Below are 24,998 nucleotides of genomic sequence, written 5' to 3'. Positions count from 1 at the left end.
GACTATCCTGATCAAAAGCCGGTCTCTCACATGGAGTGCCGGACGGTCGCTTAAGACACCTGCGTCTGGCCATGCTGGGCGGGCAAGGATGGAAGTCCACACGCGCTGAGGTACGACATGATGCATATCACTTTTCCACAGGAACGTCCTGAGTATTGCGGGCGGGACCTGGTTTTGGCGTTCCCTGCCAAGGTGAACGGTGAGCGCGTTCAGTGCGCGATCACCGCTGAAGCGCTGGAAGATCATTTCGGCGCTGCGTCGCTGCGCGAAGACGACCTGATCAGTGCCTTCGATACCCATCGGCATGCGATTGAACATGCTGCGCGACGCATGCTGAGCGAAGTCGGCGGCAAACCGGTGCTGTTGCATAGCGGATACCTGCGTTTCTGCGAGTGATCCGCCTGAACACAGGGGAGATGCATGCCCCCATGCGCGGCTGCTACATGAGCCGGTTACCGCCTGATCGTCATGTCATCGCGTCAGGCGCCGGTAGGCGAGCCTTGATTCAGGTCAACCGTCAGCTCGCGCGTTGAAGTAAACGTACGGAAGGTGTACGCCGCATGCCGCATTTATTCACAACCGGAGTCCCGTCATGTCCCGCGATAGACTATTGGTGCCGCTGCTCGAGATCGCACGAGGGACGGATCTGAGCGAAGACGATCTGACACGCATGGTCGGCGATGAAATCAGTCGTCTGTCGGTCGGTGCGCGGGTCCACGACTATATTCAGGTGATTGCGGTCAAGCGGGTATGCGACAAGGTGAGGCATAGCGCTTCTCATGATCGTGCCGGTGGCAACCATCACGCAAGGCAGGTGTGACATGCGCGCAATGGTATTCGACGGTACTCCGGCGCTTCTGCGCGACATGCAGGTTCCAGACCCTCTGCCGGCTGCGGGCCAGTTGCTGATCGACGTCCACGCATGCGGCGTTTGCCGTACCGACCTCCATCTGATTGGCCGCGAATTGCCCCACCCAAAGCGGCCGGTCATCCCGGGCCATGAAATCGTCGGCACCGTCGCCGCGGTGGGGGCGGGAGTCAGCGGTTTTAGTGTTGGAGAACGGGTTGGCGTGCCATGGGTAGGCCACACCTGCGGCCACTGTCGCTACTGTCTCTCCGGTCGCGAGAATCTGTGCGATGACCCGGGGTTCACCGGGTACACGATCGACGGCGGTTATGCGGAGCGTACGGTCGCCGACAGCCGTTACTGCTTCCATCTGCCTGAGCAATATTCGGACGTGGAAGCGGCGCCACTGCTGTGCGCGGGACTTATCGGCTATCGCACGCTGGCCATGGCAGGCGACGCCCAGCGGATCGGCATCTACGGCTTCGGTGCCGCGGCCCATATCGTGGCCCAGGTTGCGCTTCATCAGGGCCGCGCGATTTATGCATTTACGCGCGACGGCGATGTGGCGGCTCAACAACTCGCGCTGCGGCTCGGTGCGACGTGGGCGGGCAGCAGCAACGACGCTGCGCCGGACGAACTCGACGCTGCGTTGTTGTTCGCGCCAGTCGGCGCACTTGTGCCGATTGCCCTGAAGGCAGTGGTGAAAGGCGGTATCGTGGTATGCGGCGGGATTCACATGAGCGACATTCCGTCCTTTCCGTATGACTTTCTATGGGGCGAGCGTCGCGTGGTATCCGTGGCCAATCTCACGCGGGAAGACGGCCTTGCGTTCATGCGTCTGGCCGCCGATATTCCGCTCGACGTCGAAACGACGCGTTATCCGCTGGGCGAGGCCAACCGGGCGCTTGCCGATCTGCGCGAGGGAAAGCTGACGGGGGCCGCAGTGCTGGCAATCCGCTAACGGGAACGCTTGCCGGGCCTCAGTCAAGAGACTTGCGGAATCGCAGCACGCTGATTGTCAGCATGACCGCGCCCAGCAGGCCCATTGCCGCGAGTTGGGGCCACAGCACGGCAAAGCTGACACCTTTGAGGAACACCGAGCGCAGCACGACGAGAAAATAGCGTGGCGGATTGATCAGCGTGATCCATTGCATGATTTTGGGCATCGCCGCGATCGGAAACGCGAATCCCGACAGAATGAAAAGCGGGTTGATAAGAAAGAAATTCAGGGCAAACGCCTGTTGCTGGGTGCGCGAGAAGGTCGACAGCAGCAAGCCGAGGCCGAGCGCCGCCAGCAGGAACAGCGATGCGCCCGCCAGCATGACGAGCAGATTGCCGACGAACGGAACGTGAAACCACCAGACGCCGACCGCTGTGACGAGCGCGACGTCGCCCAGACCGATCAGGAAGAACGGCACGGTCTTGCCGAGGATGAATTCGACCGGCCGGATCGGGCTCACCATGATCTGCTCCAGCGTGCCGATCTCCCGCTCGCGAACCACTGCAAACGCGGTGAGGCTCACTACCTGCATCAGCGAGAGCGTGCCAACCACCCCTGGAATGAAAAACCAGCGGTCGTCGATGGCGTCATTGTACCAGGGACGCTCGCGCAGCGAGACCGCCACGGCGGACGGCGCCGCTCCGGCGGACTGGGGCCAGGCCTCGCTTGTCTGGTCGGTCTGGAATTGCGTGACGATCTGGCTGACGTAACCGAGCGCGATGAGCGCCGTGTTGGAATTGGTGCCGTCCACGAGGATCTGCAGCGGCGCGCTGCGGCCGTCGTTCAGATATTGCGAGAACCCTGCATGGATCACGATTGCCATCGTGGCATCGCCCGTATCGATGTCATGGGTGATCTCCGGTTCCGTGCCGGCGTTGTCCACGACGTAGAATTTGCCGGTGGCGGCGAAGTGGGAGACCAGGCTGCGGCTTGCCTGGCTATGGTCGAGATCGAGTACGGCGAGACTCACATGATTGACCGTGAAGGTCGCGGCGTAACCGTAGACGATGACCTGCAGCAACAGCGGCACGATAAGCCGGAACAGTGCCCAGCGGTCGCGCTTGAGCTCGAGAAACTCCTTCATCAGCATAACCTGCAGGCGGTCGAACATGATGGGCTAGTCCAGGTGTTTGTGGAAGGCGCGGGCGGCCATCCAGATGATGGCGGCCGCATACACAGCCAGCGCCAGGATCGGCAGGGCAAGTTCGGTAACGGTGCTGCCTTTCAGGAACACCGCGCGCAGGATGGTGATGTAGTAGCGCGGTAGACCAGCAGGGTCGCGGCCTGGATTGGCGCGGGCATCTGGTCGATCGCGAAGGTGTAGCCCGACAGCATGCTGGTCGGCAACATGGTCAGCAGCAGCGCAACCTGGCTCGCGCCGAGCTGGCTGCGGATGTGGACCGAGACCAGATAGCCGATGCCGAGCGCGACGAGCGTAAAGAGCGCGGTGGTGGCGACCAGCGTGACGATGCTGCCGCGAAACGGCACGTCAAACCAGAAGATCGTGCTGAGCAGGCAGAACGCGGCATTCGCGAGCCCGATCGCAAAGTACGGCAGCAGCTTGCCGAGCATCACTTCGAGCGCGGTGATGGGGGTGGAGATGAGTTGCTCCATCGTCCCGCGTTCCCATTCGCGCGAACCTGGTCGAGCTTGAGCTTGGCGTCGGCGGCCGCCTGGTTCGCGCGGGCAAGCGCGATGTTGTTGCGTGCGACTGCCACTAGTGCCTGATCGTGCGCGAGCGTGGTGGCGGATTGCCGCTCGGCAGTAAAGGCGAGGTCGCGCGCCTGAACGGCGATGGCGTTGTTCTTCACGAGGGTTTCGTCACGCGCGAGATCCAGCTGCTTTTCGGCAAGGTCGAACTGATCGCTGACGACACTGTTGTGGGCCGCAGTCAGCGTGCTTTCGTTCGCGCTGATCTGCGCGGTTGCAACATCGAGGTCGGTGCGGTCGATTTCGGTCTGTTCGCGATACAGGCGGTCGTCGAGCCGCGCGAGCACCGTATCGCGTTTGACATAAGCCCCTTCGTCAAACGGCAGATAGACGATCGGCGCCTGCACCTGAGTGACGCTCAGGACGCTCTCGTGCGCCTCGATGTTGCCGGATACGACGACCCGGCTGGCGTCCTGAGAGGGGCCGAACAGCGTCGGCCAGCGCCACGCGCCGTAGCCGCCGATCGCGACAACGAACAGCGCGAGTGCCAGCAGAACCTGCAGGCGATGCGCTGATACAGCAGTGTGAAGTTTATCGAACACGGTTCTTTCGCGTTTTTGTTGTGACGAAACCGGTGGGCCATCCTCAATATCGGTGCTGCCGGATCATGCCGGCGTGTCTGCGTCCTCGCTGCCGCCGTACGAGGTCCAGCGCCTCGCCGTGTCGCGCTCGGCCGGCGTCAGAGCCGGATAGTCGGTGTAGCCTGCCGCGCCGCCGCCGAAGAACGTCGCGCGGTCGGGAGTGTTCAGCCGCGCGCCGATGCGCAGGCGTTCCACGAGGTCCGGATTGGCGATGTAGAGCCTGCCGAACGAGACGAGATCCGCCAGATCGTGCCTGCGTGAGTTCAGCGCCAGTTCCAGGTCATAGCCGTTATTCGCCATGTAGAGCCCCTTGAACGATCGCCGCAGATGCTGGAAGTCGAATCCGTCCGGATGCTCGCGCGGTCCCTGCGTCACGCCTTCGATGACATGGATATAGGCCAGATCGAATGCATTCAGTTGCTCGGCAACATACCCATATGTTGCGGCGGGATCGCTGTCAAGGTCTGCGCCGTTGACCGGGCTGACCGGCGACAGACGAATGCCGGTGCGTTCGCTGCCACAGACCTCGGCGACCGCTTCGACCACTTCGAGCAGGAAACGCGCGCGGTTTTCCCGCGAACCGCCATAGGCATCGGTGCGCCGGTTGGTACTGTCGCGCAGGAACTGCTCGATGAGGTAGCCGTTGGCCGCATGGATCTCGACACCGTCGAAGCCGGCCGCCAGCGCGTTTTGTGCCGCATGACGATACTGGTCGACGATCTGCGGAATTTCCGCCGCATCCAGCGCGCGCGGTGTCGGGCAGGGCTGGAAGCCCGACGCGGTATAGGACGTGGCATCCGGTCTGAGCGCCGAAGGCGAGACCGGCAGCACGCCGCCTGGCTGCAAAGACGGGTGGGAGACCCGGCCGACGTGCCAGAGTTGCGGGAAAATCCTGCCGCCCCGGGCATGGACACCTTCCGTTACCTGCCGCCAACCCTCCACCTGCGCATCGTCATGGATGCCTGGTGTCAACGCATAGCCTCTTGCAGTGGGCGAGATGTTGACGCCCTCGCTGATGATCAGTCCGGCCGAGGCCCGCTGCGCATAATATTCGGCAATCAGTGCACCGGGGATGCCGTGTTCGTCCGCGCGGCTGCGCGTCAGCGGTGCCATGACGATACGGTTTGCCAACTGATAGGGCCCAAGTTGAACCGGTTGAAACAGGTCACTGAGCGTCTGGGCCGTTTCTATCCTGCTTCCCATCGATCTCTCCTCGCGTGCCGCCCGACGCGAGGCCGAATGGCGGTGGCCGGCAGCGCATGCACCGGAACACCACGAGCGTAGACCGTCGAAGGCGAGCCCCTTTGACCTTGGTCAACGAGGGAACCGGTCAGTCCACGTGAATAGTCGTGCGGCAGGCCGTCGTCACGGGTGATTGATCGTGCTGAACACAGTTTGATCCAACGCAAGGTCGTGCAATCTGTCGAGCGTCTACTTGATAGGTGCCTGGTTGTCTTTTAAGCCGTCTCGCTATCGACAGTGGCCAGGAAACATTTTCTTGCCGGTATTCCATGAGGAGAGTATCCATGCAGTCCCAAATCACCATGATGGCGCTTATGGTCGTTTCCACCCTGCTTACCATTGCAACGTTCAGACGTTTGACCGTCACCCGGATGACCCCTCAAAGAGTCGCGGCGCGGCGTCGGGTGCAGTGAAAGATCTGCCGCTTTCCGACGTCTATCAGTTGCTGGAACCAGGTCCTGTCGTTCTGCTGACGAGCTGTCATAACGGACGCACCAACGTTATGACAATGTCATGGCACATGATGGTCGAATTCACGCCGCCGCTGGTGGCGCGTGTTGTCAGCCGCGCGGATTACAGCTTTGCCGCGTTACGGGCAACCCGCGAATGCGTGATCGCCATTCCGGAGGCGGAGCTTGCGCCGAAAGTGGTCGAGATCGGCAATTGCTCGGGACGTGAAATCGACAAACTCGAGACCATTGGTTTGACGCCACTGCCGGCTGAATGCATCGCAGCGCCGCTGATCGCGGAATGCTTCGCCAATCTCGAATGCAGGGTAGTCGAGACGCGGCTGGTGAACAAATACGACCTCTTCGTGCTTGAGGTGCTGAAAGCATGGAGGGATCCGCGTCAGCGCAATCCAAAGACAATTCACCACCGTGGATATGGTGTCTTCGTCGTCGACGGCGAAACGATCCGGCCGAAGTCAAGGATGCCGTAACGAATCACCTGTCAGGATGACCTGCCTTGAGTGAGAAGGAGAATATATGAAACACCTCGTCGTGGTGGCTCACCCCGTGAAAGACAGCTTTACGATGGGACTCGCCCGCACCTATACGGATGAACTGGAAAAACTCGGACATACGCAACGGACATGTGACCTTTATCGCATGGGGTTTAACCCTGCACTGACCGCGCATGAGTTAACGCCGGCTGGCGACGGGCATCCAGCCTGCGCCGATGTGGCGCAGGCACAGGATGAGATCCGTGCCGCCGATGTTCTGACCGTATTCTATCCGCTCTGGTGGATGTCGATGCCGGCGATGATGAAGGGCTATGTCGACCGTGTTTTCGCCCGCGGCTTCGCTTACGAATCCAGTCGAGGAATTGTGCACGGGCTGCTCGCGGGGAAGAAGGCGCTGATGGTCACCTGCTCGGGTGCGCCGCTGCCGCAGTTGGTGAAGAGCGGTAACTGGAACGCCGTGCAGGTTTTGCAGGATACCCATGTCTTCCGCTCAGCCGGCTTCGAATTGATCGAGCATCTGCATTTCGATGAGATTGTTCCGTCTTTGCCGGAGACTGCGGCCGCGCAGCATATGGAACGCATCCGCTCCTGCGTACGGCAGCATTTCTGATTTCAGGCGTGGTTTCAGGACGAGTGAAAGGAGCGGCAATCATGTACTCCACGAGAGGACAAAATCGACGTCGATGGTGGGTCGTGTTCGTTCAGGCGGCAGTCCTGAGCGTAATGCTTGCAATTGGCACGACATGGGCCGGTTCGACCTATGACCATCCGATGGACAGATCAATCGTGACTGGCATGAAGGCACCGGAGTGTGCTGAGGTTCGCGTGATGCGAGCTGGCTCGCTACTTCTTGCCAGGCAGCCGGACAGCGATGTCTGCCGGTCGTTTTTTCTTTACCGGACAACGTTCCCGGATGCTGCCAATGATCCGCATGCCTATATGGCGTCCGTCATGGAGGACCGGATCGGCGAATTCCGGCAACTGGTGGGCTACGTTTGCCTGCTGTGGCTCGCCGTCGCGGGTGTCGTGATTGGCGTGGTGTACACCGTTCGCTTCGGGTATCGACGGTACTGGTGCTGCGCACAGCGGCAAAACGACTGAGCACGATACAACACCCGTCGTTCCGGGCGAACCATACTGTAACCGGAACACTGGACGATCTGATATCTCACGCATTTGAAGGAGATAAGTCATGGAAGAGAACTACCCGCAGCGGCACCACGAACTTCAAACCTTGCTTGGCAAGATCCGGCACGAGATATCCGGCCCCATGACCGGTTTTGAGCACCTCCACAAGGAAGCCATGGCGGGCGGCGCATTATCGGCAAAGCACAAGGAACTGATGGCGCTGGCCATAGCGATTGCACTGCGCTGTGACGACTGCATTGCATACCACGTGCATGATGCATTGCATGCGGGGGCTGCGCGACAGGAGATCCTCGAAACCGTAAGTGTTGCCCTCATGATGGGCGGTGGTCCGGCGATGATGTATGCGTGCCATGTGTATGACGCGATCGAACAGTTTGAAGGCCGGGCGGGCGGTTTGCCGTCGACTTCAGGTCTTCTCGGTGCGGGTGTTGATCACGGCGCTATCTGAGCCGGTATCACCGCCGTGGCATCATACGGCAGTTGGCGGGCGAAATTCGCATGCCCCGGACGGACAGCTCATGTGACGACTAGAGATCGTGCAAGGTCTTGAATGCCTGATATAGGACGCGCGGATCGTACTGACCTTTATATACCGGCGGTGGCGTGAGGTTCAGGCCGAGCAGGGCATAGACAGCGGTCTGGGCGGAGCGGACCGAATATTCGACAGTGAATACGACGTCGTCCGGCAATTCGCAGAATTGTCCGCTGAACGCGAGGTTCGTCCAGCCTTCGGGCACGACCTTGGGTCGATCGCCGTGCGCACGCGCAAGGAACTGACTGGTGATGAAGGGCATCATGCATGGAATGCAGGTGGCATGCGCGAGTATCCCGCGAGTCTGCGCTGCCAGACCGAGATGGCCCAGTATCTCGGTCATGATTTCCCGTCCTGTGCATGCGGACATTGGTTTTTTGACGAAGTCCCCTGACTTGTCGACGAACAGGCCATAGCCCCAGAGCACATTTACGCCATCGGGCTGTCCGACGAAGTGCGGCTGGTGCGGCAGAACAATAGAGGCGAGCCAACTCGACTGCGGGAACGTAATCAAGCCGCCTTCCCCAGGTACATTGCCCGTCAGATCGCGAATCAGGCGGAAAAGAGTGGGGTCGCGCAGCGTCGTGGTGAACGATAGCCATCTGGACTCGTCGATATGGTCGGCGAATACCGCCGGTCAGCCGAACGCGGGGCGGCCGGCAGCTATTTTCTTCCACAGCGTCCACGCGCCGCCGTCCGGTTTGCCATTGACAAGAGCAGCACGATCCATATCGCCAAGGCTTGAACCATCAGTCATTGAACCCAGTGTGACGATCACGCTGTCTGTCGGCCCCACGGTGATAGTGTAAGACTGGCCGGCGCGCTCGCAGAGGATACCCTTGACCTCATTCCTTTCTGTGCCTTCCTCAAGGACGAGATCGGTAACGCGGGTGTTCAGTTCGAACTTTACGCCACGCTCATCGAGCCATTTATGCAGTGGCCGGACCATCGAGTCGTACTGGTTGTAGACCGTGCGCATGATCCCGTGCAACTGGTTAAAGCCAGAAACCATGTGAGCGAAGCGCCGCAGGTAGAGTCTGAATTCGAGTGCACTGTGCCATGGCTGGAATGCAAAGGTTGTACACCACATGAACCAGAAATTCGTCTTGAAGAAGGACGGCTCAAAGTAGTCAGAAATGCGGCGGTTTGCCATCAGGTGTTCAGGCTCGATCGCCAGGCGTTCGAGTGTGAGAATGTGTGGTTCATCGAGTCCGTAAGAAGGCGCGTCCAGTCGATGCCCGTCCTGAAACAGGCGCGACTTCGACGAGGTTTTCATCGTGTCGTTCCAGTCGAAGATTTCCTCGGTCACGGTTTTGCTTCTGTCTAGCGTCGGAATCGACGAAAACAGGTCAAAGGTGCACAGATACTTGCTTTCGAACATGCGCCCGCCGCGCATCAGATAGCCGTCCTGCGCGGAGCCGACACCATCTAGGCTGCCGCCAAGGCGATCGCTTTCCTCGAAAATCGTGATATTGCAGCCGCGCACGTCGCCGTCGCGGATCAGAAATGCGGCAACTGCGAGCGACGCGATTCCGCCACCCACCAGATAGAATTTTCCTTCGCTTCGATCGATCCCGGCGGTATGCCCGGTGCCAGACCATTTTGAGTCTTGCGTTCTGCGATGCATGGAAATGCTCCTCTCCGGATTGGGCGCCGCGAGCGATGCGGCGCGACTGTGCAGACGCTTCAGGAATGGGCGATACGTATCGGTCTGCCCGCCTATAAAAGAACGGGAGTGCGCCTTCCACGATATCCGTTTGCATTGATTCGTCATTGAGTTAAGTCAACGAGCAAGACCCAACCGGTCCGTCTGTCCGATTTATGCCGCAGCCTTGAACGCCGTGCTGCACTGTATTCCTGCGGTCAGGGCGTCCTGACTATCGCGTCTTCTTGACATCGGCACGCGGTAAGCCACGCAAAGTGACCTGGATCAACTGGCCACGCCCAATGGCAACTAGCATGGTCAGGTAGCACTGTTTTCTGATTGGCAGAGAGAATCCTTGTCCTGATGTAAGCACTGGAGTCACTCGTTCGTTCAGAAGCTACCCTCAATCCCTTGAAAACGATGGAAGAGTCATGATCCGAGCACGAACAATCGCAATCCTGACGGTTACGACCGCAGCCTGGCTGATTCCGGCCGCCTACGCACAGCAGGATGTATCGCAAGCGACCGCGGCGGTGGTTCAAAAAACCGATGTCGACGCCGATGCCGCTTTGAACCGGCTTTATGCGAAAACTCCGGACGCCCGTGAACTGGTCGCTGAGGCAAAAGGCGTCCTGGTTTTCCCCGGTGTTCGTGCCGGCGGCGCGGTTCTGGGCGTGGAATATGGACATGGTGTATTGCGTAGTGCGGGCACACCCAATAACTATTACAACGTGATGACCGGGTCGGTAGGGGCCACGCTCGGTTACGAATCAAAAAGCGTTGTTCTCCTGTTCCTGACGCAAGAGGCGCTCGATCGCTTTCGCAACGGCAATGGCTGGACAGCAGGCGTCGACGGCTCCGTCGCTTTGCTTTCGCTCGGTGAAAGCGGAAAAGTCGACACCAATACGGCCCACTCGTCCATCGTAGGTTTTGTGTTGACGAAGAAAGGGTTGATGGTCGACCTGTCGCTCACCGGAACGCGCTTTACTAAAGCGCCTGTCTGATTTCCGGCTCGGGATAATTGTCCAACGTGAAGGACAGATGCGGACTCACGAGGAGGCAAGATGAAACTGGTCATGACGGCAATCACCGTCTTCATGATCTGGCTGGTGAGCGGCTGCAGCATACCGGTGGCGCAAGACCGCGATGCGGATGTGAATGCGGCACTGCTGGACGTGCTGGACGTGCTGGACCAGTATCAGTATCGAGCGGGTCTCGTATCGAACCTGCTCGCAGCCGTGCATGGCGGTGCGACCCGTGAACAGCCGTCGCTCGCGGCACTCGCGTCTGCCAGATTCCAGTTGGCGGCCATTCCATCGACCCCGGGCGTGCTGGACGATCCAGTGGCGTTCCAGCGCTTCGAGGTCGCCCAGCGGCAGCTGGCAGACTCGCTGTCAGGTCTGTTGATCGCGATCGACGATGACCGCCAGCTGGCTGCCGATGCAAAAATTGGCCGGTTGAGGTTCCAGTTCGCCACGACCGAAAGCCGGATTGCGGTGTCGCGCGATCAGTATGATCAAGCGGCCAAACGGTACAATGCCGCGCTTGCCCGTTTCCCTGACAGTCTCACGGCGCAGGTTTTCGGCTATCGCAGGCGGCCTACTTTCAGCGGACCAGAGGAGGCGGTACCGCGTCACGCTCCTCGCGTGGACTTTGGTTCGTTGCGTGGTTCATTGCGCGTCTGATGATTCAGATTTTTGAAATGATTAGGTTTCCTGAATATTAAAACTGCGATCCCAAGTTTCGCTTGATCACGGGGTTGTTACTCTGAACCCTGATCACGGGAGCTTGGATGGTCAGTGGTGGCCTCGGGAACGCCGTGCGCCGAGATCATCAGGACAGGACATTGCGCCATCCGCAAAAAGCGTTCAGCGACGCTACCGAGCACGAGCCGCTGAACGCCGCGCCTGCCGTGCGTCCCCATTACAACGAGATCGGCTTTCAGGTCCCTGGCCGCGTGAAGGATGCAGTGAGCGACATCGAAGTCGTCGCCAACCGGATTGGTTTCGATGACCCGGGTCGCACCTTGGACACCATTGTGTTTCATCCGCGCGAGCGCGACGTCGGCGAGGTGTTTGCCTTCCTCCAGGAAGGCATCGCGTACGACGCTCGGATCGTAGCCGGGGGCGTCATAGACCATCAGCGGCACGTCGACGACATAGAGCGGCTGCAACGCAGCGCCGGACTCGCGAGCCAGTTGCAGGGCCGCATCGAACGCACGTCTGGATGTCTCACTGCCATCAATGGCAACCAGAATGTATCGGTACATGTCGGACCTCGCCGATAAGAACTGTATGCCCATCATGGGCAACAAATGGATGTGGATTGCTGATCTGGATCAAACCGTTCAGGTTCCTGGGCTAACCCGAGTGGATCAACCACCCACGTGGTGTGGCATGGGGCTCATAGCTCGAGTGTGCGTCCCGAAGCGCTCCCGCTCCCATGGCTACCCGATTGATACAGGTCAACGCCCACATGCATCGTTCACCTACAGTGGCTTGGACTGCCACCTCGGCGTTGCCGGGTGACCCACTGCACCGGACTCATGCCGCCCTTTTACCTGTTCCATTGAAATCAGGAGCCGATCATGGCGATCATATTCGATACTCCCTTTGGTATCTATGGCTCGAATCCGGGAGTCGCGCTACGTGTAGCGGCGTTCGGGAAGGAGTGCCGGCAATACGCGCTAACGCGGGCCGCCCGGGGAGAACAACATGTCAGCTAAACGCGTTGCATTTGTCACCGGCGGCATGGGGGGACTCGGCGCTGCGGTCAGCCGGCGGCTGCATGATGCAGGCATGGTCGTCGCGATGTCGCATTCAGAGCGTAACGACCACGTTGCGACCTGGCTCATGCGGGAAGGCGATGCCGGGCGCCACTTTCAGGCGTTCGAGGCCGATGTGGCCGATTTTGGTTCGTGCGAACGATGCGCCCAACGGGTGCTCGACGAGTTCGGCGTGGTTGACATCCTCATCAACAACGCGGGTATTGCGCGTGATTCGACCTTCGAAAAGATGACGAAAAGCGATTGGGATACCGTATTGCGCACGGATCTCGATGCGCTGTTCAATATGACGAAACCGTTCATCGGCGGAATGATCAACCAGCATTTCGGCAGGGTCGTGAACATCAGTTCGGTAGACGGCTCGCGCGGCGCATTCGGCCATACGAACTATTCGGCGGCGAAGGCAGGCGTTCAAGGTTTTACGAAGGCGCTCGCGCTCGAAGTCGCGATGCATGGCGTGACCGTCAACACGGTGTCCCCCGGTTATCTGGCGACCTCGTCAATGATCGAATCGGTGTCGAAGGATGTCATGGAAGCGACAATCCTGCCGCAGATTCCGGTCGGGCGGCTCGGGCAGCCGGACGAAATCGCCGCGCTCGTCGCGTTTCTCTGTTCCGACGAGGCTGGTTTTGTCACCGGTGCGGATCTCGCCATCAACGGTGGCATGCACATGCGATGAGAGGCAAATTCCTGGCTGCCGTCCTGCCTATGGTCGCGCCTTGCGTCCCGTCAGCGACAGGGCGGTACTAACGGTATGCAGCGCGGTTGCGCCGTCATTCCGTATGGGCGGCATCGGGCAACAATACCGCACCCCAGCCTCCCGTCTGCCAATGGTGCATGCCGCTGCGAACAGCGTGTTCCACTGGCTGCTCTGGGTGCAGGCGATCCATCAAGCGCTGCCAGTACGTCGCGTGCTGAAGCGCGCTGAGAGGAACATCTGTATCGAAGGCGACCGTCAATGCGGCTTCGTCGGGCGTGAGCGGCTCTTCGTTGGCGAGTTGCCTGACCAGCACCGCTGTATTGGCGTCAGACGACTGGCACGGGTCGGTTGCACGCGTTCGCACGCGTTCAGCCAGCTGTTGCGGACTCGTGTGGAAGTCCAGAAGAAACACCGGCACGTCGAACACGCATGCCAGTTCAATAAAACGCACACGATGCCGCTGTTTCAGGAAAGTGGCGTCCACCACTACTGGATAGCCTGCCTCAAGCACGCGGCAGGTAATCGCCAGTAACGTGCCGTAGTGTGAGTCGATCGCCTTGCGCGAGTACGCGGCATTGGGCAAGGCGCGGTGATCCGGCGGCGCGAACGGGTGCGGACGCTTGCGTTCGGTATCGCTGGAAAGGCGAATTGCGCCGATATTGGTGGCAAGCGCTTCGCTCGCCATCGATTTGCCGGACCCGGAATAGCCGTGACAGAGCAGCAGATACGGTTGCGGCGCGCTCACCAAGCGGGCGGCGCAGGCCACATAGACCTGGGCGGGCGCAAGGCCGTCCACGGCGGAGGATCTGCGCGCCTTCAGCAGTTCGACCAGCGCGCGCACCAACGCCCGGTAGACGAGATAGAAACGCAATGTGGGGAGAGCCCCAAAGTCGCCAGTCTGCTGCAGCCAGCGATTCAGGAGCGCCGACGCGAGATCGTCACGACCATGCGCTTGCAGATCCATCATGAGGAAGGCGAGGTCGCTAGCGACGTCAATCCAGCGCAACGCGTCGCTGAATTCGATGCAGTCGAACATCATGGCGTCTTTTCCCGTGCCCACGATGTTATCGAGGTGTAGATCGCCGTGGCATTCGCGCACGAATCCGCCGGCGCGGCGCGCTTCAAAATGCGCGGCAAGCCGCACGGCTTCTCTTTCGCACCACTGACGCACACCGGTAGGCAGGAGTGCACCGGCCTCCCGCTCGAGCGAGGTCAGCACGGTCTCCATCTGTGCGCGCACGAAAGTCGCCGTCCCCAGCATTCTGCGCGGTGGAGTTGCGCAGCTGGAGCGGTGAAACGCTGCGAGACGTTCGGCCACACGGGCGACCTGCCCGAAACCCAGTTCGCCGCGCGCGAGCAGACGGGAGAACAATGCTCGTTCGTCGAATCGTTTCATGCGGACCGCATGCTCGACAGGTTGTCCGTGTGCCCCCACCTTACAGATGCGTCCGACGCGCACGACTGGCGCCACACCGAGATATAGTTCGTGAGCAAGCCGCCGGTTCAACCTGACCTCTTCGTTGCAGTAATACTGCCTCGCAACCGCTCCCGTGAAATCGACGAATCCCAGATCGACGGGCTTCTTGATCTTGTACGCAAATCGCCCGGCCAGGTAGATCACGGAAATATGGGTTTCGATTCTCCGGATTCGTCCTGCCGGATGGCGATACGAGCACGGGCGCTGCAGCGCTGCGTCGATACGCAACCAACCGCGCCGGGCAACGCGTTCGCGATACTGCACATGAAGCGACCGTCGAATAGGTGCGACGGATGGGGTAATCATGGACCACTCCGCAGATTCAAGGGGCATTTCCAGCATAAGCAGACTCCGGCACCCGGAATTGACAGAAGTCAGTGCTTTGCGAACCGCTACGGTTACGCGCGTCGATTGATACGTGTCAACGGACGTTCTACGGACAGGCCTAAAGTTGATTGGTACAGCAACATTGATTCCGTCACCGGAGGCGCCGGGATGAAAGCGCTCGTGTGTTGCGGCCCACGAACGAGGTCGCTCGACGAACGCCTGGTCCGAAAACTGACAGCGCCCACCGACGCGGTTGTCAACATAACCCGCCCGCGATCTGCGGGACCTTTGCTGCAGTGTGATATCCATGGCGATCATGGACTATTTGAGGAGTAGCTACGATGAGCAACCTGACACGTTATGACCCGTTCTCGATGGAACCGGTATCGGATCTGTTTCATGGCCTGTTCCGTCCCCTGCGTGGCATCGCCACGGGTGACGACGCGCCGCTGGCCGACCTTAAGCTCGATGTGACGGAAAACGACACCGCGTACACGGTTAAAGCGGAACTGCCGGGTGTCGATAAAAAAGACATCAATCACATATCGCAGTTACGTGACAGCTGTTTACCTACCGTACGCAGCAGCCTGCAGATGCAGGCAGGCCTGAGCGACATCGATCTTGGAGAATACCGTCTTGCCGCTGACCAGACCGGTATTCAGTCCGTCCGCCTGGTGCCCAGCGCCCAAACCACTACGATCACCAGAAAGATCAGACGGGAGCTCCATTGGGTCAGAACACTCGACCATGCCAGTGGGGGATTTGAGGCTGCCTCAGTATGGCCGGCCATATGCAGAAGCACACCTGGAGCGAGCTTCTGCTGCGTTTCCACGAACCACCACTTCAGTGTCAAGGCGATTGACGCCAGCCCGCTGCCGATCAGAACGGCGCCCAGCAACGGGTCTCGAACAGGGCCAGACGGTCGGAAAGCGAAGCTCATAATGAGGTACGCCACCGCAGCGCCGTTGACAGCGGCCGATATCACGATGAACCACAATGGAAAACGCAGGCTGATCGCTGCGATGAATGCGCTCATTGTCAGCAGTTGAGGCCATGTCCCGCGTATCACGGTACTGCTAATTGTTTTCAGACTGGCAAGTTGTTCATTCATGAATCGTTGTTCTCGCAAACATCACCGTGAGATGCGGGGCAGTCCTCATCCGTCTGTCCAACCGCCCCTTGTGTTCTCGGCCTCCGTCGACTGCGCATGTCGTTGTCGGACATCAGGGTGGGAGGGCTGTGCGTTTGGCTCGAAGCGTGGTGAGGATACCCCTGAGGATATCAATGGGCGGCGGCGGACAGCCCGGGATCGTGACGTCGACGGGCAAAAGCTTTGAGAGCGGCCCACACACGGCATAGCTATCCCTGAACACACCGCCCGTACACGCACACTCGCCAGCGGCGACAACCAGCTTGGGGTGAGGCGTTGCCTCGTAGGCCTGCCGTACGGCCTCTCTCATGTTCAGCGTCAGCGGGCCGGTAACGAGCAGCATGTCGGCATGGCGCGGGCTCGCAACAAAACGAATGCCCAGGCCCTCGATGTTGTAATAAGGATTGTTGAGTGCGTGGATTTCCAGCTCGCAGCCGTTGCAGGAGCCGGCATCGATTTCGCGGATGCACAGTGCCCGGCCGAGCACGTCGAGGATCTCCTGCTGGATCTGCCGGCTTTCGGTATGCCATGCATCGTCGCCTTGCGGCACGCGTTCGTCTGGCGTGACGGTCTTCGCAATCTGTTTGAGGAGTTGCCACATTACAGGTCGTGTCCCGCGTAGTTCAGATTGAACGACTTGTTGATCAGCGGGAAATCGGGGACGATATTGCCGATGATCGCGTGTTCCAGCGCCGGCCAGTTTTGCCATGAGGGGTCGTGGCAGTGGCAGCGCGAAATGGTCCCGTTTGCCCCGGTCTCGAGGGCGACAAACACATCGCCGCGCCAGCCTTCGATCCAGCCCACTCCGCGGGACGGCGGCTGGTCGTGGTCGAGCAGTGTGACGATGTCTCCTGCAGGCAGACCGGCGAGGAGCGTCTGGATCAGCCGGATGGACTCGTAGATCTCGCCAAAGCGGATCGCGACGCGGGCGGCCACGTCCCCGCGCCCGTCGCTGACCATCAGCGCCTGAACCTCGTGATAGGGCGCGTAGGGGTGATCGATCCGCACGTCGGTTTTCCGACCGCTGGCCCGCCCGACGAGCCCGCACACGCTGAAGTGCTCCGCCACCTTTGCGGAGAGTATCCCTGAGCCCGCGAAGCGATCCTGCAGTCCCGATTGATCCTCGTAGATGCGCTGCATCACGCGGACCTGCGTGTCGATCTGATCGCACTGTGTCAGCATCGCGGTGACGAAGCGTGCGTCGAGATCCGTCGACATGCCGCCCGGAACGATCCGGTCCATCAGAAAGCGATGCCCGAAAGCCCGATCGTTCAGGCGCAGCCAGTCTTCTTTCAGCCGGGAAAACTGCGCGAGGCCGTAGGCGAAGCCGGCATCGTTGCCGAGCGCGCCGAGGTCGCCCAGGTGGTTGGCAATGCGCTCGCGCTCGAGCAGGAGCGCACGCAACCATTGCGCGCGCGGCGGAATCCGTGCATCAAGTGCCCGTTCAACCGCCATGCAATAGGCCCAGGAGAAGGCGACCGTCGTGTCCCCGGCAATCCGCCCCGCCAGCCGGTGCCCGAGCAGCAGGGGCGTCTGCTCGAACAGCTTTTCGACGCCACGGTGCGCGTAGCCCAGCCGTTGCTCGAGTCGCAACACCTTTTCGCCGACCACCGAGAAGCGGAAGTGCCCAGGCTCGATCACGCCTGCATGGATTGGCCCCACGGCAATCTCATGCACCCCGTCTCCGGCGACCGGCACGAACGGATAGTTCGTTTCCTCCGACTCGAACCTTTCCGTCTCGGCAGAGCGCTTTTGCAACGGATGGTAGCTGGCCGGCCAGTTGCCGTGGTTCAGCCAGGGCCGCGTATCGCTGGCGCCGCTCGCATGCAGCCCGAGCAGATCGTGAACCGCCCGTTGCATGCGTATGGCGCACGGAAAGATGGCAGACAGATCCGGATAGCCTTCTTCCTGGCCTGCCGGCAACTGCAACCAGAGAATGCCGTCCTCCAGGGCATAAGCCGCAGAGATCACGAATGTGCCCGTCGTCTCTTCGGCGCCCCACAGCGAGATCAGCCGACCGCCGTTTTCGCGCGCGGCCCTGGCCGTTCTCGACCATGTATCGGAATCGACTCGCGCCAGAAACGCAGACGATCTGCCGGTGAATGTCGACAGACGGATCGGGTTGGGAAGTTCAAGCGCTTCGATGCGCATGTGTCACCCTGCAATCATCGCCGCCGCCTGCCGATACCACGTGGCAAGATACGGCGGAATATAGAGCCCCAGCATCAGGCCGAGGCCGAGATGGACGAATACCGGCAACAGCGCCGGCGAGTGCTCAAGAGGCTTGACGGTCGTGTCGCCGAACACCATGCCTTGCACACGCGAAAAGATCGCCGCGAACGCGACGGCCAGCGCCAGCAACAGGAAAGGCGTGGTCCACGGCAGTCTGCTCATCGCGGTGGTCAGGATCAGAAATTCGCTCGCGAACACGCCGAATGGCGGCATGCCCACGATGGCGAGCGTGCCCACCATCATGCCCCATCCTACCGTTGGGCTTACGCGCAGCAACCCGCGGATATCGTCGATCGCCTGGCTGCCTGCCTTCTGGGCGGCGTGTCCGACTGTGAAGAAAATGGCGGACTTCACCAGCGAGTGAACCGTCATGTGCAGTAGGCCCGCAAAAGTTGCGATGGGGCCGCCGAGTCCGAAGGCGAATGTCATCACGCCCATGTGCTCGATTGACGAATACGAAAAGAGCCGCTTCACATCTTTCTGGCGGAACAGCGAAAAGGTCGCAACCAGCACCGAGACCAGTCCGAAGCCCACCAGCAGGTGTCCCGGCAAACCGTTCTGCAGGGCACCATCGGCCAGCACCTTGCAACGCAGAACCGCATAGAGCGCAACGTTAAGCAGCAGGCCGGACAGCACAGCCGAGATTGGCGTGGGACCTTCAGCATGGGCGTCGGGCAACCAGTTGTGCATCGGTACGAGACCGACCTTGGTGCCATAGCCGATCAGCAGGAACACGAACGCGAGTGAAATGATGGTCGGATCGAGACTGCCCTTGACGGCGTTCAGACTGCTCCAGAGCAGCGCATCGCTGCCACCGAGCTGCCGGCTCGCGGCCAGATAGAGCAGGATCGTTCCGAACAGTGCCTGCGCGATGCCGACACCGCACAGGATGAAGTATTTCCATGCTGCTTCGAGGCTGGCCGCGGTGCGATAGACGCTGACGAGCAGCACGGTCGCGAGCGTGGCGGCTTCCATCGCGACCCACAGGATCCCCATGTTGTTGGTGAGCAGGGCGAGCAACATCGCGAAGATAAATAGCTGGTACATGCTGTGATAAAGACGCATGCGCGAGCCGGTCATCCTGCCGCGGTCGCGCTCGATGCGCATGTACGGCCGCGAAAAGATCGAGGTGGTCCAGCCGACGAAGGCCGTCAGTGCGACCAGGAATACATTGAGCGGATCGACAAAGAAAAGTTTGCCAAGTGCGAAAGCAGGTCCGTGCGCGACGGTCTGAGCCGCGAGCAGCATCGCGGCGGCCAATGTCAGGAAACTGAACCCGACGTTCAGCTCTGCAGCGAAATGGCGATGCCCCTCGAGCGCGAGGCACCCGCCAGCCAGCAGCGGGATTGCGAAAACGAGCAGCAGTACCCAGGCCTCAGTCATCTTTGAGCTTTTCGAGGTGGTGAATGTCCAGACTGTCGAACTGCTCGCGAATCTGGAACATGAATACGCCGAGAATGAGGATGCCGACCAGCACGTCCAGTCCGATGCCGAGTTCGACGATCATCGGCATGCCGTTCGTGGCCGCCGCTGCGGCGAAGAACAGGCCGTTTTCCATCGACAGGAAGCCGATCACCTGCGGTATCGCCTTCGCGCGCGTGATCATCATCATGAACGACAGCAGCACGCAGGCGAGGGCAATGCCGAGCGTGCCGCGCGCCACCGACGATGCAAGCTGGCTGACTGGCGACGCGACGTTGAACGCGATGATCACGAGCACGATGCCCACCAGCAGGGTAGCGGGAATATTGAGGAGCGGCTCGACGTCTGTCTTCACGTTGAGCCGCTGCACCAGCCTGTAGAGAATCCACGGAATCAGTCCGACCTTGAGCACCAGAGTCAGGATTGCTGAGATATAGAGGTGCGTGTCGGCAGTGACGTATCCGAGGACCAGGTTGGCGGATACAAGCGTCAAACCCTGCAACGTATAGAGGTGGATCAGCGACAGGATGCGGCGCTGGCTGAGCATCGCAAATGACAATAGCAGCAGGATGGCAGCCAGAAAGTTGATGATCTGCGTGGCGAAGCCGTGCATTCACGCCCCCAGCAGAAAGTGAACGAGCATGCCGATGACGGCCAGCAGGAAGGCCGTTGCGAGAAACTCGGGCACGCGGAAGATGCGCATCTTCGCATTGCTGGTCTCGACGACCGCAAGCGCCGCGCCGCCCACCAGCAGCTTGACGAAGAGCGCGGGAATCGCGAACAGCAGCGCTGCCGGATTGCCGGCCTCGGCGATGCCCCACGGAATAAACAGCGCCAGGCCAATACAGGAGTAGGCGAACAGTTTGAGGCTGGCCGCCCACTCCATCAGCGCGAGATGCCGCCCGGAATATTCGAGGATCAGGGCCTCGTGGATCATGGTGAGTTCGAGATGGGTGGTCGGGTTGTCGACCGGCAGGCGCGCGTTCTCGGCGAGCGAGACCATCGTGAACGAGATCCCCGCGAATGCCAGGCTCGGATAGATCGCCAGTTCGCGGTGACTGAGCGTGGCGACGATGCTGGTCAGCAAGGTGGACTGCGTGATCAGCGAGGCCGAAAACAGCACCATCAGCAAGGCGGGTTCCGCGAGGAAGCCCACCAGCATTTCGCGGCGCGCGCCGAGCGTGCCGAACGCGGTGCCGATGTCCATCGCGGCCAGCGAGATCATGACGCGGGCGAGCGCGAAGAGGCCCACCAGGGCGATTGCGTCAGCGGCCGGCGACAGCGGCAGGTCGGTTGAAAGCGTCGGCACGATCGCGCAGGCGAGCGTCATGCATGCCCACACCACATAAGGTGCACCACGGAATATCGGGCTTGCGTGGCTGGCGACCACGGACTCTTTGTTGAACAGCTTGTGAAGCATCCGGTAAGGTTGCCAGATGCTCGGCGCGCGACGGTTCTGCAGCCGGGCGCGGCACATGTTGACCCAGCCCGTGAGCAGCGGAGCGGCCGCGAGTGCGAGCAGGATTTCGAGCCCCTGCGAGAGCAGTCCGGAGAGCGTGATCATCGTCTCACCAGCATCAACAGTACGATCAGCACAAGGAAGCTATGCATCAGATACATGGCAATGCGGCCGGTCTGAAGCCGCCCCGCCAGTGCCGCAATGCGCATGATCAGCCGTTCCAGCGGCGCGTAGATCAGGGTCCACGCGCGATCCGTCACGGTGACGCTGTACACGGGGTGTTCGTCGAACGGCGAAGGAAGACGCCGCTCGATTTTGAATAGCGGCGTGAAGATTTCGCGGATGGGCTGGCCGAACCCTTCGGCGGTGTCCTGCATGCGCGCGGTCACGAACGGATAGCCGCCGGCCCACGGCGCCGCGCGCCGCAGGCGTCCATGGTAAAGACGGCGGACCAGCAGCCAGGCGAGCCCGCAGCACGCGAAGAAAAACAGCAGAAAAACCGCCGGCATATAGCTGGCCCGGTCTACGCTGGTAGGCGCAAGCAGCAGCCAGCCATTCTTCGCGACGGCCGCTCCGATTCCGGTCCCCACCAGCATTTGGGTGACGCGATCCAGCACGGCCACGAACTGCACCGGCAGAAGCCCGAGCAACACGCAGATCCCCGCCAGCCAGACGAAGCCGACGCGCTCCCAACGGCTGGCGTCATGTGCCTCTGCCAGCTTCGTTTCGCGCGGCTGACCGAGGAAGACGATGCCGAAGAACTTGACCATCGTGTAGCCCGCAAGCGCGGCCACCAGCGCGATCAAGGCGGCGACGAGCGGCACCACCATATTCAGGAACGGGTTCGGCAAGCCCGGCGTGAACAGAAAGCTCTGCAGCAGCAGCCATTCGGAGACGAAGCCGCTCAGCGGTGGTAGCCCGGCGCTGGCAAACGCGCCCACGAGGGCCGCCCATGCAGTCCACGGCATGACGCGGATCAGGCCGCCCAGACGCCCGAGATTGCGTTCGCCGGTCGCATGCAGCACGGAACCCGTGCCGAGGAACAGCAGACTTTTGAACGTCGCGTGGCTCGCGATCTGGTAGAGCAGCGCCGTCAGCGATAGCGCGGCCAGCGTGTTCATTCCGTACGCGCGAAACAGGATCGCCAGTCCCATGCTGACGAACATCAAGCCGATATTGTCGATCGACGAGTAAGCAAGCAGCCGTTTCATGTCCGTCTGGATGGCGCTGAAGACGACGCCGAAGAGGGCGGTAAAGAGTCCGAGCGCCAGCATGAACACGCCCCACCACCATAGCTGGACGTGCAACAGATCGAACACCGTGCGCAGTATCCCGTAGAGGCCAGCCTTCAGTACGAAGCCGCTCATGAGCGCTGAGACGGGCGAGGGTGCGGCCGGGTGCGCATCCGGCAGCCAGACGTGCAGCGGGAAAATGCCCGCCTTGGCGCCGAAGCCGAACAGGGCCAGCAGGAACGCGATGGAAGCCCAGAATACGTCGAGATGCTGGTGACGCATGTTGGCGAACGTGTAGTCGCCGGTGTTGGCTTGCAGCAGGCCGAAGCACAGCAGGAGCGCCAGCGCGCCGACATGGGAGATCAGGAAGTAGAGGTAAGCGGCTCGACGGATCTCCGCGATGCAGTGATTGGTCATCACAAGGAAAACCGCCGACACCGTCATCGTTTCCCACGCGACCATAAAGCTATATGCATCGTCTGCCAGCAGCAGCGCCGCCATGCTGGCGAGACAGACGTGATATTCGAAGCAGAGTAGCCCGGGTGGAGTGCCTTCACCTTTGCGGAAATAGCCAGCCGAGAACGCGCTTACGCCCGTGCTCACCACGCCGAGGACCGCGAGGAAGTACGCCGACAGACCGTCGAGCCGAAGATGGAACGGGAGGTCCGGCAACCCGAGCGGCAGGATGATTTCCTGAGGACCGGCGAACACGCCAGTCAGACCCAGTGCGCACAGCAGCAGACCGAATATCGCACCGACTGGAAAGAGGCCATGCGCGACCACCCGTGTGCGGCGCAGGCTGGCGAGTCCGATGACCCCGACAAGCAGCCAGCCTGCAATGACCAGCAGCACGTAATGGATGACCAGCAACTGTCCCATCGGTCTCGTCTCCGGTGCCGTTAAACGCCTCGTTCAACGGCCAGTGTTTTGAACGAAAGGTGCTCCAGAACGGGTTCCTCCCGGTGATGACGTTCCATGTTCGTCACGTGGTGCCGCAGGTCCAGACCCATCGATGTCGCGATCATTTTCGCGCGGGCGTGGAGATAATCCCAGCCTGGCACGGATTCCTGCCTGAGCCCGACGGCAATGATGTTGCCACCGCAGTGTGCAGTGGTGCGGAACAGTCTTCCGTCAAACGCCCTGCGTATTCGCTCGAGACAGACAGAGAGCAGCAGGTCATTGTGCAGCAGGTTGGCTACCAGAACCCCTTTGTCGCGCAGCGCGGCACGGCAGGAATGGTAGAAGTACCGGCTGGACAGCGCGGCGGGCAAGCCCGATGCATCGAAGCCGTCAAGCAGGATCACGTCCGCGACGCCAGTCTTGTCCGACAGGTAGTCCGCGGCGTCCGCATGCACGATCTGGAATCTTTCTGAGTCAGGCGGGATGAAAAACTGCTCCCGTAACGCAATCACTCTCTCGTCGATTTCGATCGTGGTAACCCGTGCTGACGGAAATCTGTGGAAGCAGTATTTGGAAAGTGATCCGCCGCCGAGACCCACGATCAGGATATCCCTGGGTTCGTGGTGGAAAAGGCCAAAGGTCATCATGGCCCGGGTGTACGGGAGATCGAGTTCGAACGGAGCACTCCTGCGCATCGAGCTTTGTATGCCGAAGGCGTCAAAACTCAGCGTCCGCTTGCGCAGTCCGTCGCGGACCAAGGGTTTCCCAAACGTTTCTCCGCACAGTTCTGCCAGGGCGCGCGTGAATTGATTGTAATCGTCTGTCAATCCAATGTTCTCCTGCTAGTACAAGTCAGTTTCCGCTAACCCGGGCCATGTAGCGACCGATGAGTCACGGCAATCTTCATGCATCGGTGAACGCGGGGCGGGCGCCAGCGGCGCTCCCGTCAGGCAGCAATGTTCGAACCTCGATGCGGCATGCTCAAGCATACGCACCGCGTTTTCGAACGGGGCATCCGGTTCGAGCATGACGGCCACGTCGGTGAAGCGCCCTTGCGCGATGGTATGGAAGCTCGCGTGCGCCAGATCTAGTTGCTGGAACTCGGGAGCGTCGTCCCCCCGCGAGCCTTCATCATGAGGCCAGCGTCCGGGTACGCAGCACCTTTCGTTGGCGAACGCCGACTTGATGAGTTTCACGTGCTCGTGCAATCCGTTGCGCAACGAGACGCCCGCTATCCAGTGCTCTGCGAGAGAGTGGTCAAACGGCATTGCAATACTCCTCAATACGGCGCCCGTCACCCTACCGGTCGCCGGGCCTTGACTTCACCGCCACGAACCGTATCGGTCCTGCATCGTTGCCGCGGCGCCTGGCATTCGTGACGCGCTGCATCCCGCGTCACCTGCATCCGGCAGAGGGCTCTTTTGCTGGAGCATCCGGTTACCAGTTTATGATAATTGCGTTATCATCCTAGCAGCTTTATTGATCCGGTTCCACATGGTTGCTCTATCGGGGTGCACGGAAACGTGTCGCGTTCGTTCAGGGCGTCTGGAAGGCGGGCCTCAGTTTGCGTGTGGAATCCAGAAACCAGCTTGCGGAACCTGTCCGCGCTGGCGCCGAAGGGCGAAGCGGACACGCCAGTACACG

At 60.7% G+C, this 24,998-nt stretch carries 23 protein-coding genes and 3 pseudogenes; 11 read left to right on the top strand and 15 right to left on the bottom strand.

Features of this window, described 5'->3' with window-relative positions:
* The first annotated feature begins 120 nt into the window (after positions 1 to 120).
* The 3 genes from FQ755_RS27300 (at position 121) to FQ755_RS27290 (ending at position 1,808) form a co-directional block, all read left to right on the top strand.
* Positions 121 to 396 carry a DUF1488 domain-containing protein gene (locus FQ755_RS27300; RefSeq protein WP_144158170.1) on the top strand — a complete coding sequence of 92 codons (276 nt, stop codon included), beginning with the start codon at positions 121 to 123 and terminating at the stop codon, positions 394 to 396.
* Between the two features lie 196 nt (positions 397 to 592).
* Complete coding sequence (locus FQ755_RS27295) at positions 593 to 820, top strand: DUF3562 domain-containing protein (protein ID WP_144158153.1); 228 nt, start codon at positions 593 to 595, stop codon at positions 818 to 820.
* 1 nt (position 821) lies between these two features.
* Complete coding sequence (locus FQ755_RS27290) at positions 822 to 1,808, top strand: zinc-dependent alcohol dehydrogenase family protein (protein ID WP_144158151.1); 987 nt, start codon at positions 822 to 824, stop codon at positions 1,806 to 1,808.
* Positions 1,809 to 1,827: 19 nt separating this feature from the next.
* On the opposite strand, the gene FQ755_RS27285 is transcribed toward FQ755_RS27290, so the two are convergent.
* From FQ755_RS27285 to FQ755_RS27270, 4 genes and pseudogenes are all read right to left on the bottom strand, one after another.
* The gene (locus tag FQ755_RS27285) at positions 1,828 to 2,958 is read right to left on the bottom strand and encodes an ABC transporter permease (RefSeq protein ID WP_144158149.1); all 1,131 of its coding nucleotides are present in this window, start codon (positions 2,956 to 2,958) and stop codon (positions 1,828 to 1,830) included.
* Positions 2,959 to 2,964: 6 nt separating this feature from the next.
* Positions 2,965 to 3,485 (bottom strand): annotated as a pseudogene (locus FQ755_RS27280) (ABC transporter permease); the annotation flags it as partial.
* The gene (locus FQ755_RS27275) at positions 3,419 to 4,099 is read right to left on the bottom strand and encodes a hypothetical protein (RefSeq protein WP_260858890.1); all 681 of its coding nucleotides are present in this window, start codon (positions 4,097 to 4,099) and stop codon (positions 3,419 to 3,421) included. The gene FQ755_RS27275 and the pseudogene FQ755_RS27280, both read right to left, overlap by 67 nt.
* Before the next feature lie 63 nt (positions 4,100 to 4,162).
* Positions 4,163 to 5,341, bottom strand: coding sequence for an alkene reductase (locus FQ755_RS27270; protein ID WP_144158147.1), 1,179 nt, complete (start codon positions 5,339 to 5,341; stop codon positions 4,163 to 4,165).
* 295 nt (positions 5,342 to 5,636) lie between these two features.
* Between FQ755_RS27270 and FQ755_RS27265 the strand changes: the two genes are divergently transcribed.
* The 4 genes from FQ755_RS27265 to FQ755_RS27250 all read left to right on the top strand — a co-directional run bounded on the left by FQ755_RS27265 (position 5,637) and on the right by FQ755_RS27250 (position 7,941).
* Complete coding sequence (locus tag FQ755_RS27265; protein ID WP_260858889.1) at positions 5,637 to 6,320, top strand: flavin reductase family protein; 684 nt, start codon at positions 5,637 to 5,639, stop codon at positions 6,318 to 6,320.
* A 46-nt stretch (positions 6,321 to 6,366) separates the two neighbouring features.
* Positions 6,367 to 6,954: an NAD(P)H-dependent oxidoreductase gene (locus FQ755_RS27260; RefSeq protein ID WP_144158145.1), complete on the top strand. Its 588-nt coding sequence runs from the start codon at positions 6,367 to 6,369 to the stop codon at positions 6,952 to 6,954.
* 41 nt (positions 6,955 to 6,995) lie between these two features.
* Positions 6,996 to 7,445 (top strand): hypothetical protein, encoded by a 450-nt coding sequence (locus FQ755_RS27255; RefSeq protein ID WP_144158143.1) that lies wholly within the window; start codon positions 6,996 to 6,998, stop codon positions 7,443 to 7,445.
* A gap of 91 nt (positions 7,446 to 7,536) precedes the next feature.
* Positions 7,537 to 7,941 carry a carboxymuconolactone decarboxylase family protein gene (locus FQ755_RS27250; RefSeq protein WP_144158141.1) on the top strand — a complete coding sequence of 135 codons (405 nt, stop codon included), beginning with the start codon at positions 7,537 to 7,539 and terminating at the stop codon, positions 7,939 to 7,941.
* Between the two features lie 79 nt (positions 7,942 to 8,020).
* On the opposite strand, the pseudogene FQ755_RS27245 reads toward FQ755_RS27250, so the two are convergent.
* Positions 8,021 to 9,652: pseudogene (locus FQ755_RS27245) on the bottom strand (oleate hydratase).
* A gap of 449 nt (positions 9,653 to 10,101) precedes the next feature.
* Here FQ755_RS27245 and FQ755_RS27240 point away from each other — a divergent pair.
* Both FQ755_RS27240 and FQ755_RS27235 read left to right on the top strand, forming a co-directional pair.
* Positions 10,102 to 10,674: a YSC84-related protein gene (locus tag FQ755_RS27240; RefSeq protein ID WP_144158139.1), complete on the top strand. Its 573-nt coding sequence runs from the start codon at positions 10,102 to 10,104 to the stop codon at positions 10,672 to 10,674.
* Between the two features lie 60 nt (positions 10,675 to 10,734).
* Positions 10,735 to 11,355, top strand: a complete 621-nt coding sequence (locus tag FQ755_RS27235; RefSeq protein WP_144158137.1) for a LemA family protein — start codon at positions 10,735 to 10,737, stop codon at positions 11,353 to 11,355.
* Between the two features lie 77 nt (positions 11,356 to 11,432).
* Here FQ755_RS27235 and FQ755_RS27230 read toward each other — a convergent pair whose 3' ends face one another.
* A complete protein-coding gene (locus FQ755_RS27230; protein ID WP_144158135.1) occupies positions 11,433 to 11,939 on the bottom strand; it encodes a universal stress protein in 507 nt (168 codons plus the stop codon).
* Between the two features lie 445 nt (positions 11,940 to 12,384).
* On the opposite strand from FQ755_RS27230, the gene phbB reads away from it, so the two are divergent.
* Positions 12,385 to 13,134, top strand: a complete 750-nt coding sequence (gene phbB, locus FQ755_RS27225) for an acetoacetyl-CoA reductase (RefSeq protein WP_144158133.1) — start codon at positions 12,385 to 12,387, stop codon at positions 13,132 to 13,134.
* A 94-nt stretch (positions 13,135 to 13,228) separates the two neighbouring features.
* Here the strand turns inward: phbB and FQ755_RS27220 are convergent, their stop codons facing one another.
* Positions 13,229 to 15,277, bottom strand: a complete 2,049-nt coding sequence (locus FQ755_RS27220) for an AAA family ATPase (protein WP_260858888.1) — start codon at positions 15,275 to 15,277, stop codon at positions 13,229 to 13,231.
* A 23-nt stretch (positions 15,278 to 15,300) separates the two neighbouring features.
* Between FQ755_RS27220 and FQ755_RS27215 the strand changes: the two are divergent.
* Positions 15,301 to 15,498, top strand: a pseudogene (locus FQ755_RS27215) (Hsp20/alpha crystallin family protein); the annotation flags it as partial.
* Positions 15,499 to 16,182: 684 nt separating this feature from the next.
* Here FQ755_RS27215 and FQ755_RS27205 read toward each other — a convergent pair.
* Genes FQ755_RS27205 through FQ755_RS27170 form a run of 8 tightly spaced genes read right to left on the bottom strand, consistent with a single transcriptional unit; the run spans position 16,183 to position 24,622 of the window.
* Positions 16,183 to 16,710, bottom strand: coding sequence for an NADH-quinone oxidoreductase subunit B family protein (locus tag FQ755_RS27205; RefSeq protein WP_144158131.1), 528 nt, complete (start codon positions 16,708 to 16,710; stop codon positions 16,183 to 16,185).
* Positions 16,710 to 18,260, bottom strand: a complete 1,551-nt coding sequence (locus tag FQ755_RS27200; protein WP_144158129.1) for an NADH-quinone oxidoreductase subunit C — start codon at positions 18,258 to 18,260, stop codon at positions 16,710 to 16,712. The genes FQ755_RS27205 and FQ755_RS27200 overlap by 1 nt, the downstream gene beginning before the upstream one ends.
* 3 nt (positions 18,261 to 18,263) lie before the next feature.
* Positions 18,264 to 19,724 (bottom strand): hydrogenase 4 subunit F, encoded by a 1,461-nt coding sequence (locus tag FQ755_RS27195; protein ID WP_144158127.1) that lies wholly within the window; start codon positions 19,722 to 19,724, stop codon positions 18,264 to 18,266.
* Positions 19,717 to 20,376 (bottom strand): formate hydrogenlyase, encoded by a 660-nt coding sequence (locus FQ755_RS27190; protein WP_144158125.1) that lies wholly within the window; start codon positions 20,374 to 20,376, stop codon positions 19,717 to 19,719. The genes FQ755_RS27195 and FQ755_RS27190 overlap by 8 nt, the downstream gene beginning before the upstream one ends.
* A complete protein-coding gene (locus tag FQ755_RS27185) occupies positions 20,377 to 21,327 on the bottom strand; it encodes a respiratory chain complex I subunit 1 family protein (RefSeq protein ID WP_144158123.1) in 951 nt (316 codons plus the stop codon). It lies immediately after the preceding gene.
* On the bottom strand, positions 21,324 to 23,333 hold the full coding sequence (gene hyfB, locus FQ755_RS27180) for a hydrogenase 4 subunit B (RefSeq protein ID WP_144158121.1): 2,010 nt from the start codon (positions 23,331 to 23,333) through the stop codon (positions 21,324 to 21,326). The genes FQ755_RS27185 and hyfB overlap by 4 nt, the downstream gene beginning before the upstream one ends.
* A 20-nt stretch (positions 23,334 to 23,353) precedes the next feature.
* Entirely contained in the window at positions 23,354 to 24,181 is an 828-nt protein-coding gene (locus FQ755_RS27175) for a fused MFS/spermidine synthase (RefSeq protein ID WP_144158119.1), read from the bottom strand.
* Between the two features lie 15 nt (positions 24,182 to 24,196).
* Positions 24,197 to 24,622 (bottom strand): hypothetical protein, encoded by a 426-nt coding sequence (locus FQ755_RS27170; RefSeq protein ID WP_144158117.1) that lies wholly within the window; start codon positions 24,620 to 24,622, stop codon positions 24,197 to 24,199.
* Positions 24,623 to 24,998 lie beyond the last annotated feature (376 nt).

The sequence above is a fragment of the Paraburkholderia sp. BCC1885 genome (genome assembly GCF_900996235.1).
Lineage (GTDB): Bacteria > Pseudomonadota > Gammaproteobacteria > Burkholderiales > Burkholderiaceae > Paraburkholderia.
Note: the sequence above shows the minus strand (reverse complement) of the source record. Positions and strands in the feature narration are given on the sequence as shown.